The organism is Peribacillus sp. NPDC096379 (genome assembly GCF_044762875.1).
GTDB lineage: Bacteria > Bacillota > Bacilli > Bacillales > DSM-1321 > Peribacillus.
Window position 1 is genome coordinate 563,404 of the sequence record NZ_JBIWFD010000002.1, and the last position, 16,443, is coordinate 579,846.

A 16,443-nucleotide genomic window follows, 5' to 3' on the forward strand; every position below is an offset into this window, starting at 1 on the left:
GTTTTGTGTCAATAACAAGCTTAGATGGGAAACGTTTTGCGGAAATGATCATTCAAGGTGCCAATAATCTGGCAGCGAATGCTAAAATAGTTGATGCATTAAACGTTTTTCCTGTTCCTGATGGTGATACAGGGACAAATATGAATTTATCGATGACTTCTGGTGCGAAGGAAGTACAAAATCATGTACAAGTTCATATAGGGAAAGTTGGGGCGGCGCTTTCAAAAGGGTTGCTGATGGGAGCACGTGGTAATTCAGGTGTTATCCTTTCCCAACTATTCAGAGGGTTTTCAAAATCGATTGAAATGAACTCCGAAATAAATAGTCAGGAATTTGCACGAGCATTTGAAGCTGGTGTTGAAACAGCATATAAAGCAGTGATGAAACCTGTAGAAGGAACCATTCTCACCGTTGCGAAAGACGCTGCAAAACAAGCGATGATGTCTGCTATGAAACATGAAGACCTGATCGTGGTGATGGAGGAAATAGTGAAAGAAGCAAATGCTTCTTTGAATCGTACACCAGACTTGTTGCCAGTATTAAAAGAAGTCGGGGTAGTAGACAGTGGTGGACAAGGTTTAGTGCTTGTGTATGAAGGTTTTTTAGCTGAATTAAAGGGTGAAGATCTTCCTGGTACACTTGACCGTCTTCCGTCTATGGGTGAACTAGTTAGTGCTGAGCATCATATGAATGTCCAAAGCCACATCAATACCGAGGATATCGTGTATGGTTACTGTACAGAGTTCATGGTGAGACTTGAAGATGCCAAGACTTTAAAAAAACCATTTGTCGAGGAGACATTCCGGAATGATTTAAGTCGATTTGGTGATTCCTTACTAGTGATTTCGGATGATGAAGTGGTAAAGGTACATATTCATTCGGAGACTCCTGGAGACTGTCTGAATTATGGACAGCAATACGGTAGTTTAATTAAACTAAAAATCGAGAATATGCGCGAGCAGCACACAGCTATTGTGGGTGAAACAAATGCTACTTTAACTGTAGGGTCAAAACCGAAAGTAAAAGAAAAATACGGCATTGTTTCAATATCAATGGGTTCAGGTATTAGCGAATTGTTTAAAAGTATTGGTGCGACCGTAGTTATTGAGGGTGGACAAACGATGAATCCGAGCACTCAAGATATCGTTAAGGCTGTCAGAGATGCGAATGCAGAAAAAATTATCATCCTGCCGAATAATAAGAACATTATTATGGCTGCACAACAAGCTTGTGACCTTCTTGGAGACCATGTAGTTGTTATCCCTTCTAAAACGGTTCCTCAAGGGATGTCAGCGCTCTTAGCGTTCAATCCATCCACCGGCATTAACGAGAACGCTGTAGCTATGGGAGAAGCTTTGTCCCATGTCAAAACCGGTCAGATTACGTATGCGATCCGTGATACGAATATTGATGGATTGGAAATTGAAACAGGGGACTTCATGGGCTTATCAGAAGGTAAGATTCAAACGAAGAGCAAAGAAAAGCTTCAAACGGCTAAAGATCTTTTGACAAGCCTGATCGATGAAGATGCTGAAATTCTAACGATCCTGTTCGGAGAAGATGTAACGCAGGACGAAGTAGACCAATTGGTAGAATTCTGTGACGAGACCTTTACTGATATCGAAATTGAAGTTCATAGCGGAAATCAGCCGCTCTATTCTTTTATCTTCTCAATTGAATAATCATCTTTCAATCGTCCATTAAGAAAAGAAATAACTAGGATTACTCCCAATCTTTTCTCTTGCTGATCTAAGTTGTAAATGTCAAAATAGAACTGCGTGCCTTCTCGGTATTGCGGTTCTTTTTTATCATTAGAAACATTGACATACTTATGTGTTCCGAAGTTTTTTAGAGTGAATGATTCGTAATATTCTTACGCTTGAAGTTTCATTTTATTGGAACTTGTTCTTGATTTATTAATAAAATAATAAAAGGTATGGTTGATAAAGAATCTGAAACCTAAGGAGAGTAATCGATGAAGTATAAAAGCGTATTTGACATTATCGGTCCCGTGATGATAGGTCCTTCAAGTTCGCATACCGCTGGTGCGGCAAGGATTGGACGAGTTGCCAGAAATCTCTTCGGACGCGAACCGGAGTGGGCTGATATTTATTTGTATGGATCATTTGCAAAAACATATAAAGGGCATGGAACAGATGTTGCGCTTGTTGGCGGTTTACTAGATTTTGATACATTTGATGAACGAATTAAACAATCATTAGATTTAGCAGCTTTAAAAAAAATGAAAATTTCTTTTCATGAAGAAGAAGCGGTGCCAGACCATCCAAACACAGCGAAATTAGTGATTGGTGACACGCAAGGTGAATTGGAATTGGTTGGTATTTCTATTGGTGGCGGAAAGATTGAAATTACTGAACTAAATGGATTCAAGTTGCGATTGTCTGGTCACCATCCTGCTATTCTAGTTGTGCATGATGACCGTTTTGGAGCGATTGCTAACGTGGCTAATATTTTATCTAAGCACGAAATGAATATAGGTCATATGGAAGTGTCACGTAAGGAAAAAGGAAAAATGGCTTTAATGGTCATTGAAGTAGACCAGAATATCGATGACATTGTTTTAGCGGAAATTGAAGGACTTCCTTATATTACGCAAGTTGCGAGAGTAGTGGATTAACGATTACTAGAACATACAAAATAAGAAATATGAAAATATTAGTGCGTGTTCAAAAAGGAGGATAAAAAGAGCCGAGAAGTTCGAGGAGTGATCGCCTCTAGACCTGCGCGGTTTTAACAGAAGGTCATTCATGAGCTTTGATGCAATTCGCAAGCTTTTTTACGGGACTTTTTGAGCATCCTCTATAAGTTTTTTTTAAGCAGTTAAGATGTCTAGTGCAAGGCGCCATCTGTTTAAGGTTACAAGCCAATCCGTTAAGAAGGTCAAGAACGATATTCATGTCGGCTCTCTTGTGCTTGTCACGGATAAGCGAGAGACTTTTAGTTTGTCTAAGGAGGATATTAAATGTTTCGAAATGTAGCGGAATTAGTAGAAATGGCAGAGTCCCAACAAAAGAAAATTTCTACAATCATGATTGAACAGGAAATTGAAATAACCGGAAAAACGCGTGAACAAATCTTGAAACAAATGGAAAATAATCTTGATGTCATGGAAAAAGCGGTGGAAAGGGGACTAGCAGGAGTTACATCTGTCTCAGGGTTAACGGGTGGCGATGCTGTTCTTATGCAAGAATATATAAAAAAAGGAAACTTTCTTTCTGGTGAAGTGTTGCTTGATGCAGTAAGTAAAGCGGTTGCGACGAATGAAGTGAATGCTGCGATGGGAACGATATGTGCAACGCCGACTGCTGGTTCCGCAGGGGTTGTTCCAGGAACACTTTTTGCAGTACAAAAAAAGTTAAATCCTACCCACGAACAAAAAATTGAGTTTCTTTTCACTTCAGGCGCTTTTGGGTTTGTAGTAGCTAACAATGCATCCATTTCGGGCGCTGCTGGCGGTTGTCAAGCTGAAGTAGGGTCAGCGGCAGGAATGGCAGCAGCGGCAATTGTGGAAATGGCAGGAGGCACGCCACAGCAATGTGCACAAGCAATGGCTATAACACTGAAAAATATGCTAGGACTTGTTTGCGATCCAGTGGCGGGGCTCGTGGAAGTACCTTGTGTAAAACGGAATGCAATGGGAGCGGCAAATGCAATGGTAGCGGCTGATATGGCTCTAGCTGGTATAACAAGTCGTATCCCTTGTGATGAAGTAATTAGTGCAATGTTCAAAATTGGTCAATCGATGCCATCTGCACTAAGAGAAACGGGTGAAGGAGGATTGGCGGATACACCAACTGGTCGAGCTTTAGCAGCTAAAATCTTTGGTATGCCGCTTACGCAAGAGTGAATCTGTCATTATTAGATCCTGTGACCGCCATTAAGGGAATTGGAAATGAAACAGCAGTGGCCCTAGAAGAGCTGGCCGTTACAACTGTTTTGGACCTATTTGAATATTTACCATTCAGATACGAGGATTATCGATTAAAAGATTTAGAAACGACTGAGCATGATGAACGGGTTACAGTTGAGGGGAAACTTCACAGCCAGCCATCGCTTACTTATTACGGCAAGAAAAAGTCGAGGCTGATGCTAAAATTATTAACCGGCAGATACTTAATCACGGTTATTTTTTTTAATCAGCCTTATTTAAAAAGCAAAATGAACATAAATGATGTAATTACTGTGACCGGTAAATGGGATCGTCATCGCCAAATGATAACCGGAAATGAATGCCATTTTGGTTCTCATAAGGTGGAGAATGAGTTTGAACCCGTTTATTCGGTGCGCGGAAGTATATCTGTCAAAGGACTACGAAGATATATTACAAATGCTTTTGCACAATATGGAGCGTTGCTTGAAGAAAACTTGCCGGATTCATTACTAACTCGTTATAAGCTGATGCCTCGTCCAAATGCACTTCATTCAATGCATTTCCCTGAAAATGCACAGACTGTCAAGCAAGCTAGAAGACGATTTGTATACGAGGAATTTTTATTATTTCAGCTAAAAATGCAGGCCATGCGTAAAATCCAAAGAGAGCAATCACGCGGAATCCAGCAAATATTTGATGAGGAAAAGGTAAAGCTGTTCATCGAATCTTTACCTTTTCCGTTAACAGATGCTCAAAAACGTGTGGTAAATGAAATTTCAGTTGATATGACATCTCCTTTTCGAATGAATCGTCTGCTTCAAGGAGATGTAGGATCAGGGAAAACCGTTGTGGCTGCAATTGCTCTTTTTTCTTCTGTCACAGCAGGATATCAAGGTGCACTAATGGTGCCTACAGAAATATTGGCGGAGCAACACGCCCATTCCTTAAAGGCTATGCTTGAACCAGTAGGGATTTCGACTGATCTTCTTACAAGTTCGGTCAAAGGGAAAAGACGGCGTGAGCTTCTTTTAGCTCTGGAAAAGGGAGAAATAGATATTTTAATTGGTACCCATGCGCTCATTCAAGAAGAAGTGAATTTTTGCAACTTAGGTTTAGTGATCACGGATGAGCAGCATCGTTTCGGTGTGCAACAGCGGAGAATTCTCCGAGAAAAAGGGGAAAGTCCTGATGTACTCTTTATGACTGCGACGCCGATTCCGCGAACATTGGCGATTACGGTTTTTGGAGAAATGGACGTTTCTACTATCGACGAAATGCCTGCAGGTAGAAAAGTAATTGAAACGTATTGGGCAAAACATGATATGCTCGACCGAATACTCCATTTTATTGAAAAAGAATTGCGTCAGGGACGTCAAGCATATGTCATTTGTCCACTTATCGAAGAGTCTGAAAAACTCGATTTGCAAAACGTGTTGGATGTTCATGGGATGCTCACCCACTATTATGCGGGGCGTTTTCATGTAGGGTTAATGCATGGACGTTTACCTGCTGACGAGAAAGAAAGTATCATGAAGCAATTCAGTGAAAATGAGGCTCAGATACTTGTCTCCACAACCGTGGTTGAAGTGGGTGTGAATGTTCCAAATGCGACGGTCATGGTCATATATGATGCAGAGCGGTTTGGTCTTGCCCAATTACATCAATTGAGAGGCCGTGTCGGTAGGGGGAGTGATCAGTCGTATTGTATCCTTCTTGCAGATCCTAAATCAGAAAATGGTAAAGAGCGGATGAAGATTATGACAGAAACGAATGATGGCTTCGTTCTATCTGAAAAGGATTTGGAGTTGCGTGGTCCTGGTGATTTTTTTGGAAAAAAACAAAGTGGATTACCTGATTTTAAAGTAGCTGATATGGTTCATGATTACCGTACACTTGAGGTAGCGAGAGATGATGCAGCTCGATTAATTGCTTCAGAAAGTTTCTGGAATGACCCCCAATACGAACTACTTAGAAAGAGCCTTGAAGAAACGGGCGTATTGACTGGTGAGAAGCTTGATTGATAGATTTTTTAAGTACGTGTTTAACAAGTATTGAAGCTTTTCCTAGCACCTGCTACGAACGGGGGACAGTTATGTTAACATAACTTGTTTTTTGTAGCCCAGGACTGGTGACAGTTTAGTTTGAAAAATATGAGAGATATATGTTTTAAACGAGTTTTGATGTCTAATTCAAGCATCCGAACTCCTCTAGCCCGTAAGCCAAGCAATCTGATGGGGGAGAAGGCCGTTCCTCATGCAGCTTTGCTTGGCTTATGTAGATTTTAGGTTGATCAATCTGCTTGCGCTTTTGTTCTTGCAATCTGCTTTTTTTATCTATATACTACTATTAGTACCTAGTCATAATACTATGGATGGTGACCTTCAAAATGCGAAGAAATAAGAAGGAACGCCAGCAGTTGTTAATCGAAACGATAAAGGAAAACCCTTTTGTTACAGATGAGGAGCTGGCTAATAAATTTTCGGTTAGTGTACAAACTATACGTTTAGACCGACTTGAATTATCAATACCTGAGCTTCGTGAGCGCATTAAAAATGTAGCGGAGCAAACATTAACTGATGAAGTACGAGCTTTACCGTTGGAAGAAGTCATCGGTGAAGTAATTGATATACATTTAGATCAACAAGCTATTTCAATTTTAGATATAAAAAAAGAACATGTTTTCCAACGAAACGGGATAGCAAGGGGACATCATTTATTTGCACAGGCAAACTCTTTAGCGGTTGCTGTCATTAATGACGAGTTGGCTTTAACAGCAAAAGCTTCTATCTTGTTTACCCGTTCAGTAAAGGAAAACGAAAGAGTTATTGCTAAGGCGAAGGTGCAGAAGACTGATCATTTGGCAGATCGTTCTCTCGTTGAAGTAAGTAGTTTTGTAGGGAATGAACTGGTTTTTAAGGGAGAGTTCGAGATGTTCCGATCATGTCAGCAAGAAAAGGATGAAAAACGATGAAGATAGCGATGGATGTAATGGGTGGAGACCATGGTCCGAAAGAAACAGTACTCGGAGCGATGAAGGCTGTTCAAGCATTTCATGATGTAGAGATTATTCTTGTCGGAGATGAAGCTCAAATCAACGCCCACTTGACCAATAATGAACGAATCACAATCATACATACAGAAGAAAAAATTCTAAGTACGGATGAGCCTGTGCGTGCAGTACGAAGGAAAAAGACGGCGTCGATGGTATTAGCTGCCCAGCAAGTAGCAGATGGAGTAGCGGATGCATGCATCTCTGCGGGTAATACAGGTGCTTTAATGGCAACAGGACTTTTCGTTGTCGGTCGGATTCCAGGTATCGAGCGTCCGGCACTTTCACCGACTTTACCAACAATCGATGGTAGAGGTTTTGTCTTGCTTGATGTCGGTGCGAATGCAGATGCGAAGCCTGAACATCTTGTCCAATATGCTATTATGGGTTCGATCTATGCTGCGAAAGCTAGGGGGATTCAGAACCCTCGTGTTGGCCTACTCAATATTGGGACCGAAGAGAAAAAAGGTAATGAATTAACAAAACAAGCTTTTACACTCTTAACAGAAGCTAATATTAACTTTGTTGGGAATGTTGAAGCTAGAGACTTGCTTGAAGGTCCTGCAGATGTGGTTGTTACTGATGGGTTTACTGGCAACATCGTACTCAAATCCATTGAAGGGACAGCCATGAGTGTATTTACGATGTTAAAGAGTGCATTAATGAGCAATATGAAAAGTAAGTTGGCAGCAGCTGTACTAAAGCCAGAGCTAAGGGTAATTAAAAACCAAATGGATTACTCTGAATACGGTGGAGCAGCCTTATTTGGATTAAACGCCCCTGTCATTAAGGCACATGGATCATCAGATGCTAATGCCATCTACAATGCAGTAAGGCAGACAAGAATTATGGTTTCTAATGAAATGGTAACAACGATTAAGACTGCAATCGAATGAAAATAATACATGTAGGGAGAGAAAGCTATGGGGAAAATTGCTTTTGTTTTTCCAGGTCAAGGATCACAAATCGTTGGAATGGGGAAAGATATGTATGAACAAAATGAAAAAGTACAACAAATTTTTCATTCTGCTGATACAACACTTGACTACTCGTTATCAGATCTTATTTTCAATGGCCCACAAGAAAAGCTTACATTAACTTATCATGCACAACCCGCTATTTTAACTGTGAGTTATGCATTGTTTGAAGCATTGAAGGGTGAAGGGATCTCTCCTGATTACACAGCAGGACATAGTTTAGGAGAATATTCGGCTTTAGTTGCTAGTCAGGCAATCGACTTTAAAGATGCCGTACATACAGTGAGTAAGCGTGGAGAATTTATGGAAGAAGCGGTTCCGAATGGTCAAGGAGCAATGGCCGCGATTTTAGGGATGGACCGTGAAATATTAGCGGACATTACAGAATCTGTTACAAAAAACGGAGAACCAGTTCAATTAGCGAATATTAATTGTCCTGGTCAAATCGTTATTTCAGGAAGCGCAACAGGGGTAGAACTTGCGGGAAAAGAAGCGAAAGAACAAGGTGCTAAGCGTGCTATCTCACTTGATGTTAGTGGTCCTTTCCATTCTGTTCTTATGGAGCCGGCTGCATCTAAACTTCAATCTGTTTTGGACGAAATTGACGTTCGTGATTGTAGAGTTCCTGTTATCTCTAATGTAACGGCACAACCAGTAACCGCTGCAAATGCTATTAAAGAAAAATTAATTGAACAGCTGTACTCCCCTGTCTTATGGGAAGATAGTGTGAAAACATTGCTTTCTTTAGGGGTAGATACGTTTATTGAAGTCGGTCCTGGGAAAGTCTTGAGCGGACTGATTAAGAAAATCGATCGTTCTGTTACGATTTATTCCGTCTATGATACAGAGAGTTTGAATAAGACAGTAGAAGCATTGAGGGGGGAATAAAATGTTATTAGAAGGGAAATACGCACTTGTAACAGGTGCTTCACGTGGCATTGGTAAGGAGATAGCGCTTGAACTGGCCCGACAAGGTGCGCATGTTGCAGTAAACTATGCTGGAAGTGAAGCGAAAGCAAATGAAGTGGTGGAAGAGATTCAATTATTAGGTCGAGAAGCTTTTGCTATTCAATGTGATGTGGCTAATTCTGATTCTGTGACAGCGATGATCAAAAGCGTTACTGAAAAATTTCCGCGCATTGATATTATGGTGAATAATGCTGGAATTACTAGAGATAATTTGTTGATGAGAATGAAAGAAAATGAATGGGATGATGTCATCAACACAAACTTGAAGGGCGTATTCCTTTGCACAAAGGCGGTTACTCGTCCAATGATGAAACAGCGCAGTGGTAGAATTATTAATATTGCTTCTATCGTTGGTGTTAGTGGAAACGCTGGACAGGCGAATTATGTTGCTGCTAAAGCGGGCGTGATTGGATTAACGAAAACGGTAGCGAAAGAGCTTGCTTCAAGAGGAATTACAGTGAATGCTGTAGCGCCTGGGTTCATCACTTCGGATATGACTGAAACGCTTACAGATGAAATACAAAGTGCTATGCTTTCACAAATTCCGTTATCCCGCTTCGGTGATCCAAAAGATGTTGCTGGAGTTGTAACTTTTCTAGCATCAGAAGCTAGTGCTTATATGACTGGACAAACACTACATGTTGATGGTGGTATGGTCATGTAAAGACCGCTTTTCATTTTAAAGATAATAAAAGGCTATCGAATTTTTTGATAAAAATTCTTGCGCTTTTGAAAAAAAACACTATAATGGCTTGAGGGGAGGTGAATGCAGTGGCAGACGTATTAGAACGCGTAACGAAAATCGTAGTAGACCGATTAAATGTTGAAGAAGCTGAAGTTAAATTAGAAGCTTCATTCAAAGAAGATCTTGGTGCGGATTCCCTTGATGTAGTAGAACTAGTTATGGAACTTGAAGACGAGTTCGGCATGGAAATTTCAGACGATGATGCAGAAAAACTTACAACAGTAGGAGATGCTGTGAATTACATAAAGAGCACGATGTAATGAATTAATCTCGGAGAGAACTACTATAGGTAGTCAGTCAAGGACCAGATTCCATAAAACCATTCATTTTGAAGCTTCATGATGAATGTGGAATCTGGTCTTTTTCTATATGTTCAAAAGAAAACGGAATACAGATACGAATATGGGTTTTTGTTCCAAAATTAAATAGTTAACTGCGAGATGTTAATATGTGGCATACTAAAAGTGTATGTTTAAAGAATAAAAAAGTAAGAGTGGCGTAAAAATTCGTCTGCTATTTTACTGGGCTACTTGAGTAATCCCTAGTACGAAAAAACACCCTCTAATTTTGATTGAGATATGCCCAATTGAATGGGCGTATGGGTTTTTCTTATGATATAATACAAAATAAGCTTGGCTGTCTTTGTCAAGCTTATTTGCACTACTGAATTCATTTGGTGTCCAACCGCGGGCGAATTGGTTCGTGGTCATAAGCCCATTCATTTCGATTAGGAGTAACACTTCCGGTCCTCTTGTATGACTTGTGCGAAAATCGATATGTGGGCTCCCTTTAGTTTTTAGTTTAGCTAGGATTATTGAGTTGTTAGTGGAGGGTTTTTTAAGATGAGAAACAATGGAAATAAGCGAAAGTCAGCAATGAAAGATTCGATGTTTAAACAATTTCAAGAAAGCACAGGTTTTCTTTTTACTAATGAAAAATTGTTAAAGCAAGCTTTTACCCATTCATCTTATGTGAATGAGCATCGCCGGAAGCCTTATGAAGATAATGAAAGGCTTGAATTTTTAGGAGACGCAGTACTTGAATTAACAGTATCCAAATACTTATTCAATAAATATCCGATGATGAGTGAAGGGGAACTTACGAAGTTAAGAGCAGCAATCGTTTGTGAGCCTTCTCTTGTTTCGTTTGCGAATGATATATCATTCGGTAAATTGATTTTGCTTGGAAAAGGGGAAGAAATGACAGGTGGAAGACAGCGTCCTGCTTTACTTGCCGATGTATTCGAAGCATTTATCGGTGCCTTGTATTTAGATCAAGGACTTGAAAGAGTCGTTCAGTTTTTGGAAAAAGTAGTGTTTCCTAAAATTAATGAGGGTGCTTTTTCTCATGTGATGGATTATAAGAGCCAATTGCAGGAACTCGTGCAGCGAGATGGAGTTGGAATACTTGAGTATCAAATTATGCATGAAAAAGGACCAGCGCATAACCGGGAGTTTGTTTCAAAAGTGTCCTTGAACAATGGAGAGCTAGGGATTGGGAGCGGTAAGTCAAAAAAAGAAGCAGAACAACGTGCCGCTCAGATTGCATTATCAACTCTTAGAGAAGCAAGGAAATAGATAGAATGAATGATTCAACGAGTAGAGTTGAAAAGAGGGGGAGAAAGTATGTTCCTCAAACGATTGGACGTTGTGGGATTTAAATCCTTTGCAGAAAGGGTTTCCGTAGATTTTGTGCCGGGAGTAACAGCGATTGTCGGTCCAAATGGAAGCGGAAAAAGTAATATTATTGATGCTGTTCGTTGGGTATTGGGTGAACAGTCTGCAAAATCACTAAGAGGCGCGAAAATGGAGGATGTCATTTTTTCTGGGAGTGACTCAAGAAAGGCGCTTAATTTCGCTGAAGTAACTTTAACCTTAGATAACGAAAACAATACGCTTCCAATCGACTTTCATGAAGTCAGTGTTACTAGAAGAGTGTATCGTTCAGGTGACAGCGACTTTTTGATTAATAATCAATCTTGTCGACTCAAGGATATCATTGACTTATTTATGGATTCAGGCCTCGGCAAGGAAGCCTTCTCTATCATCAGTCAAGGGAAAGTCGAAGAGATACTGAGCAGTAAAGCGGAAGAAAGAAGAGTCATCATTGAAGAAGCTGCTGGTGTATTAAAGTATAAATCCAGAAAGAAAAAGGCAGAACATAAGCTATTTGAAACACAGGAAAATTTAACCCGGGTACAGGATATTCTTTCTGAATTGGAAGGGCAGGTCGAACCATTAAAGATTCAATCTTCCCTGGCAAAAGAATTTTTAGAAAAAAAAGAAGATCTTAAACAAATTGAAGTCGCTTTAACTGTTCATGAAATTAAAACACTTCATGAAAAATGGAATAGGCTATCTCAAGAGTTAAAGCGGCATACTGATCAGGAAATGGAATTATCAATATCACTTCAGAAAAAAGAAGCAGATGTAGAAAACATTCGTGATCATATTTATGCATTGGATGAGTCTGTTAATGAACTTCAGGCGGTATTGCTTCACGCAAGTGAGGAGCTTGAAAAACTTGAAGGTCGTAAAGAAGTTTTAAAAGAACGTAAAAAAAATGCCTCACAAAACAAGCATCAACTTGAGAAATTCATTGTAGATGGTGAGAAAAGCATTCTTTCTCTAAAAGATGAAAAGGATCGTGAAGGTAAAGTATTAGCGATTTTAGAGAGTGATGTAAAAGGGCTTCAGAAAGATCTTAATGAAAAACAAAAAAGTATCGGGCTGTTGAGCGCAAATCTTGAGGAAACAATTGAAACCTTGAAGAGTGACTACATTGAATGGCTGAATAAGCAAGCTGCTGCAAGAAATGAAACACAGCATCTGCAACAACAGCTTAATCAGCAGAAAACGAGAAATGCCCGTCTTGATCAGGAAAACGGTAAATATCTCAGTGAACGTGCAGAGGTTGAAAAGAAGAAAGTAATCAGTCTCGATGGTTTCAATGAAGTGACACAGCAAATTGAACAGCATGTTTTTTCTTTTCGAGAAGAACAGAAAAAGCTCGAGTCTATTAAAGCAACCTATCAAAAACAGGAAAAGCTTCTATATCAGGCCTATCAATTCCTTCAGCAATCCAAGTCCCGTAAAGATATGCTTGAAGAAATGCAGGACGATTATGCTGGATTTTTCCAAGGTGTCAAAGAAGTGTTAAAAGCGAAGAATGATACGTTACATGGAGTGGAAGGGGCAATTGCTGAGTTAATTAAAGTGCCTAAAGAATATCAGCAAGCCATAGAAACGGCACTTGGAGCTTCCATGCAGCATATCGTAACGGATACAGAAAATCATGCAAGACAAGCGATCAGCTATCTGAAACGAAATGGATACGGTAGAGCGACCTTTCTGCCTTTAACTGTTATAAAATCGCGTGAGCTCTCACCTTCACAGCTTCAGTTATTGAGCAATCACCCTTCATTTATTGGGACAGCTGAAAGTCTTGTTCAATTCAATAATAGGTATTCGAATATAGTTGCTAACTTGCTCGGCACCGTCATCATTACAAGTGAACTTAAGGGTGCAAATGAGCTAGCGAAGCTTACTTCTTATAAATATCGCTTCGTCACACTGGAAGGTGATATTGTCAATCAAGGTGGATCGATGACTGGAGGAGCTGTGAAGCAAAAGCAATCATCCCTTTTATCAAGAAAGAATGAGCTTAATGAATTGAATGGGAAGCTTTTGGCAATGGAAGAAAAGACAGCTTTGCTTGAACAGCAAGTTAAACAGCAAAAGCGAGATATTTCAGTCGAAGAAGAAAAAATCGAAGAAATTCGTAAAGTTGGGGAAACACTCCGTTTAAAGGAACAGTTATGCAAAAGTGAAATCCGTGAAATTGAATTGCAGGAACGAAATATTAATGAACGATTGCATTTATATGACCTGGACAAGCAAGCTATCTTAGATGAATCTCGTCAGAAATCAGCTCGACTTCAGGAAGTAAATGAACTGTTAAATCGATGTTTGATTGAAATTAATAAACTGGATGAAGAAATTTCCTCATTAAGTAAGCAAAAACAGTCTCAGCAAACGTCAAAAGAAACGCTGATTGAAGAAACAAATGAGGTAAAAGTGCAGCTTGCTTCAAAGCGTGAGCAGCTCCAAAATCAATCCGAAAAATATACACGAATTAACAATAGCCTTATGGAAGAAATCCGTAAGGTAGCGGATTATCAAGAAGATCTGTCTCTATTATCGAGTGAGATGACAGATAGTTCAAGCGGTGAGGAAATAATAGAAACAGCTGCTCAAAATAAGCTTGTTGATAAAAATGAAGCAATAAAACTCATTGCACAGAAACGTAAAGAAAGAGTTGATTTACAATCACAATTAGAAGATTATGAATGTGAGAGTAAGGAACAGAAGCGAGTTCATAAAGGAATTGCAGAGGCAGTAAAGGATGAAGAAGTTCGGCTTAACAGATTGGATGTTGAACTTGAGAATCGACTTAATCATTTACGTGAAGAATATTTTCTTTCCTATGAGGGAGCGCTGGAGCAGTATCCATTAACGATTGAGGCAGATATTGCTAAAAAAAAGGTTAAATTAATTAAGCTTGCGGTGGAAGAGCTTGGGACGGTTAATCTTGGGGCAATCGAGGAATATGATAGGGTAGCAGAGCGATATCAATTCCTCTTAGAACAGAAAGATGACCTTCAGACAGCTAAAGACACCCTTTTCCAAGTGATTGATGAAATGGATGATGAAATGAAACGGCGGTTTGCCGAAACCTTTTATGCGATTCAAAGTCAATTCGAAACAGTATTTAAAGCGCTGTTTGGCGGAGGTAGGGCTGAGCTTAAGTTGACGGATGCCAATGACCTTCTACAAACAGGTGTAGAGATTATTGCGCAGCCACCTGGGAAAAAACTGCAAAATCTTGCATTACTTTCGGGCGGTGAAAGAGCATTGACTGCAATTGCCCTTTTGTTTTCAATATTAAAAGTTCGTCCAGTTCCTTTTTGTATTCTTGATGAAGTCGAAGCTGCCCTTGATGAAGCAAACGTTCTCCGGTTCAGCCAATTCTTGAAAAAGTTTAGTGAAGAGACACAATTTATTGTAATCACTCATCGAAAAGGGACGATGGAAAGTTCAGATGTTCTATATGGAATGACGATGCAGGAATTAGGTGTTTCCAAGCTAGTATCCGTTCGAATGGAAGAAACGAAAGAATTAGTGAAGTCTTAGTATTTTATATAAATGGAGGAAGTGATTAGATGAGTTTTTTTAAAAAGCTTAAAGAGAAATTCACAACACAAACCGATTCAGTTTCCGAAAAATTTAAAGAAGGCTTAACGAAAACGAGAGATTCATTTGCTGGAAAAGTAAATGATCTTGTTGCTCGTTATAGAAAAGTGGATGAAGAGTTTTTTGAAGAACTAGAAGAAATTCTCATTAGTGCGGATGTTGGTTTTGAAACGGTTATGGAATTGATTGACGAGCTCAAAATGGAAGTGAAGCGTCGCAATATTTCAGATACTAAGGAAGTACAGGCTGTCATTTCTGAGAAGTTGGTTGAAATCTATAACAGTGATGATGAAGGCTCATCTACATTAAATCTGCAAAAGGATGCACTTACTGTTATTTTATTTGTTGGTGTGAATGGTGTCGGGAAAACGACAACAATTGGCAAACTTGCTCACAAATTTAAGTCCGAAGGGAAATCTGTTCTGCTTGCTGCTGGTGATACATTCCGTGCTGGAGCGATTGAACAGTTGGAAGTATGGGGCGAACGTGTAGGTGTTGAAGTCATTAAGCAAGGGGAAGGATCTGATCCTGCAGCTGTGATGTATGACGCTATTCAATCTGCTAAGGCGAGGAAAGCTGATATACTAATATGTGATACAGCAGGTCGACTTCAAAACAAAGTAAACCTGATGAAAGAATTAGAAAAAGTAAAGCGTGTGATTGAAAGAGAAATACCTGGAGCCCCACATGAAGTGCTGCTTGCTTTAGATGCTACGACGGGACAAAATGCGTTAATTCAAGCGAAAACATTCAAGGAAGCTACAAATGTTTCTGGAATTGTATTAACGAAGCTTGATGGGACTGCAAAAGGCGGTATCGTCCTAGCCATTCGCAATGAATTGAAAATTCCCGTTAAATTCGTCGGTCTTGGTGAAAAAATGGATGACTTACAGGAATTCGACGCTGAAAAATATGTGTACGGACTTTTCGCTGATGTAATCGAACAAGAAGCCTAGAACGTAACTTAGATAATCTGATAAATAAGCTAATTTCTTTTGAGGCAACATCCTAAACATTAAGAATAGAAGTTGATTTCATCTCTGAAAACAACTTCTATTAAAAAAAACGGTAAATCTGAAACGGAAGAATATATGTAGCGTTTGCACCAAGTAAAAAAAATCAGAAACTGTATTCTGTAAAGGTTTCAGCTTGACATCCGAATAATAAGCAGGTAAACTATAAACTTGTAAAGGGTTTTCACTTAACAGGCAGGGGGTTACACTTATGCTCGAGAAGACAATGCGGATTAATTATCTGTATGATTTCTACCAAACATTGTTAACTGAAAAACAACAGAGCTATATGTCCCTCTATTATCTGGATGACTACTCTCTAGGCGAGATTGCAAATGAATATGAGGTAAGCAGGCAGGCAGTCTATGACAATATAAAACGAACTGAAGCAATGCTAGAGGAATATGAAGCGAAATTATTGCTATTCCAAAAATTTCAAGAGCGTAATGAATGGATTTCCAAGGTGAAAAAGATGGTGGATGAAGGTTCACTATCGCATGAAACCCTTATAATAGCGATTTCCGAGCTTGAGAAATTAGATTAGGA

At 39.5% G+C, this 16,443-nt stretch carries 14 protein-coding genes; 13 read left to right on the forward strand and 1 reads right to left on the reverse strand.

The features are described from left to right. Positions 1 to 5: 5 nt before the first annotated feature. From ACIQZI_RS11745 to acpP, 9 genes are all read left to right on the forward strand, one after another. On the forward strand, positions 6 to 1,682 hold the full coding sequence (locus tag ACIQZI_RS11745) for a DAK2 domain-containing protein (protein WP_403073266.1): 1,677 nt from the start codon (positions 6 to 8) through the stop codon (positions 1,680 to 1,682). A gap of 293 nt (positions 1,683 to 1,975) precedes the next feature. After that, positions 1,976 to 2,638 (forward strand): L-serine ammonia-lyase, iron-sulfur-dependent subunit beta, encoded by a 663-nt coding sequence (gene sdaAB / locus ACIQZI_RS11750; RefSeq protein ID WP_403073268.1) that lies wholly within the window; start codon positions 1,976 to 1,978, stop codon positions 2,636 to 2,638. Positions 2,639 to 2,983: 345 nt separating this feature from the next. Beyond that, on the forward strand, positions 2,984 to 3,868 hold the full coding sequence (sdaAA, locus tag ACIQZI_RS11755; protein WP_403073270.1) for an L-serine ammonia-lyase, iron-sulfur-dependent, subunit alpha: 885 nt from the start codon (positions 2,984 to 2,986) through the stop codon (positions 3,866 to 3,868). Further along, positions 3,865 to 5,913, forward strand: a complete 2,049-nt coding sequence (recG, locus tag ACIQZI_RS11760) for an ATP-dependent DNA helicase RecG (protein ID WP_403073272.1) — start codon at positions 3,865 to 3,867, stop codon at positions 5,911 to 5,913. The genes sdaAA and recG overlap by 4 nt, the downstream gene beginning before the upstream one ends. 365 nt (positions 5,914 to 6,278) lie before the next feature. Beyond that, positions 6,279 to 6,863, forward strand: a complete 585-nt coding sequence (gene fapR, locus ACIQZI_RS11765; protein ID WP_403073274.1) for a transcription factor FapR — start codon at positions 6,279 to 6,281, stop codon at positions 6,861 to 6,863. Next, entirely contained in the window at positions 6,860 to 7,837 is a 978-nt protein-coding gene (gene plsX / locus ACIQZI_RS11770; RefSeq protein ID WP_403073276.1) for a phosphate acyltransferase PlsX, read from the forward strand. Before fapR ends, plsX begins: the two co-directional genes overlap by 4 nt. 27 nt (positions 7,838 to 7,864) lie before the next feature. Then, positions 7,865 to 8,806: an ACP S-malonyltransferase gene (fabD, locus tag ACIQZI_RS11775; RefSeq protein ID WP_403073278.1), complete on the forward strand. Its 942-nt coding sequence runs from the start codon at positions 7,865 to 7,867 to the stop codon at positions 8,804 to 8,806. A 1-nt stretch (position 8,807) separates the two neighbouring features. After that, complete coding sequence (gene fabG / locus ACIQZI_RS11780) at positions 8,808 to 9,551, forward strand: 3-oxoacyl-[acyl-carrier-protein] reductase (RefSeq protein ID WP_403073280.1); 744 nt, start codon at positions 8,808 to 8,810, stop codon at positions 9,549 to 9,551. A 107-nt stretch (positions 9,552 to 9,658) separates the two neighbouring features. Continuing rightward, a complete protein-coding gene (gene acpP, locus ACIQZI_RS11785; protein ID WP_028392885.1) occupies positions 9,659 to 9,892 on the forward strand; it encodes an acyl carrier protein in 234 nt (77 codons plus the stop codon). A 258-nt stretch (positions 9,893 to 10,150) separates the two neighbouring features. On the opposite strand, the gene ACIQZI_RS11790 is transcribed toward acpP, so the two are convergent. Beyond that, positions 10,151 to 10,372 (reverse strand): hypothetical protein, encoded by a 222-nt coding sequence (locus tag ACIQZI_RS11790; RefSeq protein ID WP_403073283.1) that lies wholly within the window; start codon positions 10,370 to 10,372, stop codon positions 10,151 to 10,153. A 102-nt stretch (positions 10,373 to 10,474) separates the two neighbouring features. On the opposite strand from ACIQZI_RS11790, the gene rnc reads away from it, so the two are divergent. From rnc to ACIQZI_RS11810, 4 genes are all read left to right on the forward strand, one after another. Beyond that, the gene (gene rnc / locus ACIQZI_RS11795; protein ID WP_403073285.1) at positions 10,475 to 11,209 is read left to right on the forward strand and encodes a ribonuclease III; all 735 of its coding nucleotides are present in this window, start codon (positions 10,475 to 10,477) and stop codon (positions 11,207 to 11,209) included. A 48-nt stretch (positions 11,210 to 11,257) separates the two neighbouring features. After that, positions 11,258 to 14,824 (forward strand): chromosome segregation protein SMC, encoded by a 3,567-nt coding sequence (gene smc / locus ACIQZI_RS11800; RefSeq protein WP_403073287.1) that lies wholly within the window; start codon positions 11,258 to 11,260, stop codon positions 14,822 to 14,824. A 29-nt stretch (positions 14,825 to 14,853) separates the two neighbouring features. Continuing rightward, on the forward strand, positions 14,854 to 15,840 hold the full coding sequence (ftsY, locus tag ACIQZI_RS11805; protein ID WP_403073289.1) for a signal recognition particle-docking protein FtsY: 987 nt from the start codon (positions 14,854 to 14,856) through the stop codon (positions 15,838 to 15,840). 268 nt (positions 15,841 to 16,108) lie between these two features. Next, positions 16,109 to 16,441, forward strand: a complete 333-nt coding sequence (locus tag ACIQZI_RS11810; protein WP_062181238.1) for a putative DNA-binding protein — start codon at positions 16,109 to 16,111, stop codon at positions 16,439 to 16,441. The last annotated feature ends 2 nt before the right edge of the window (positions 16,442 to 16,443 follow it).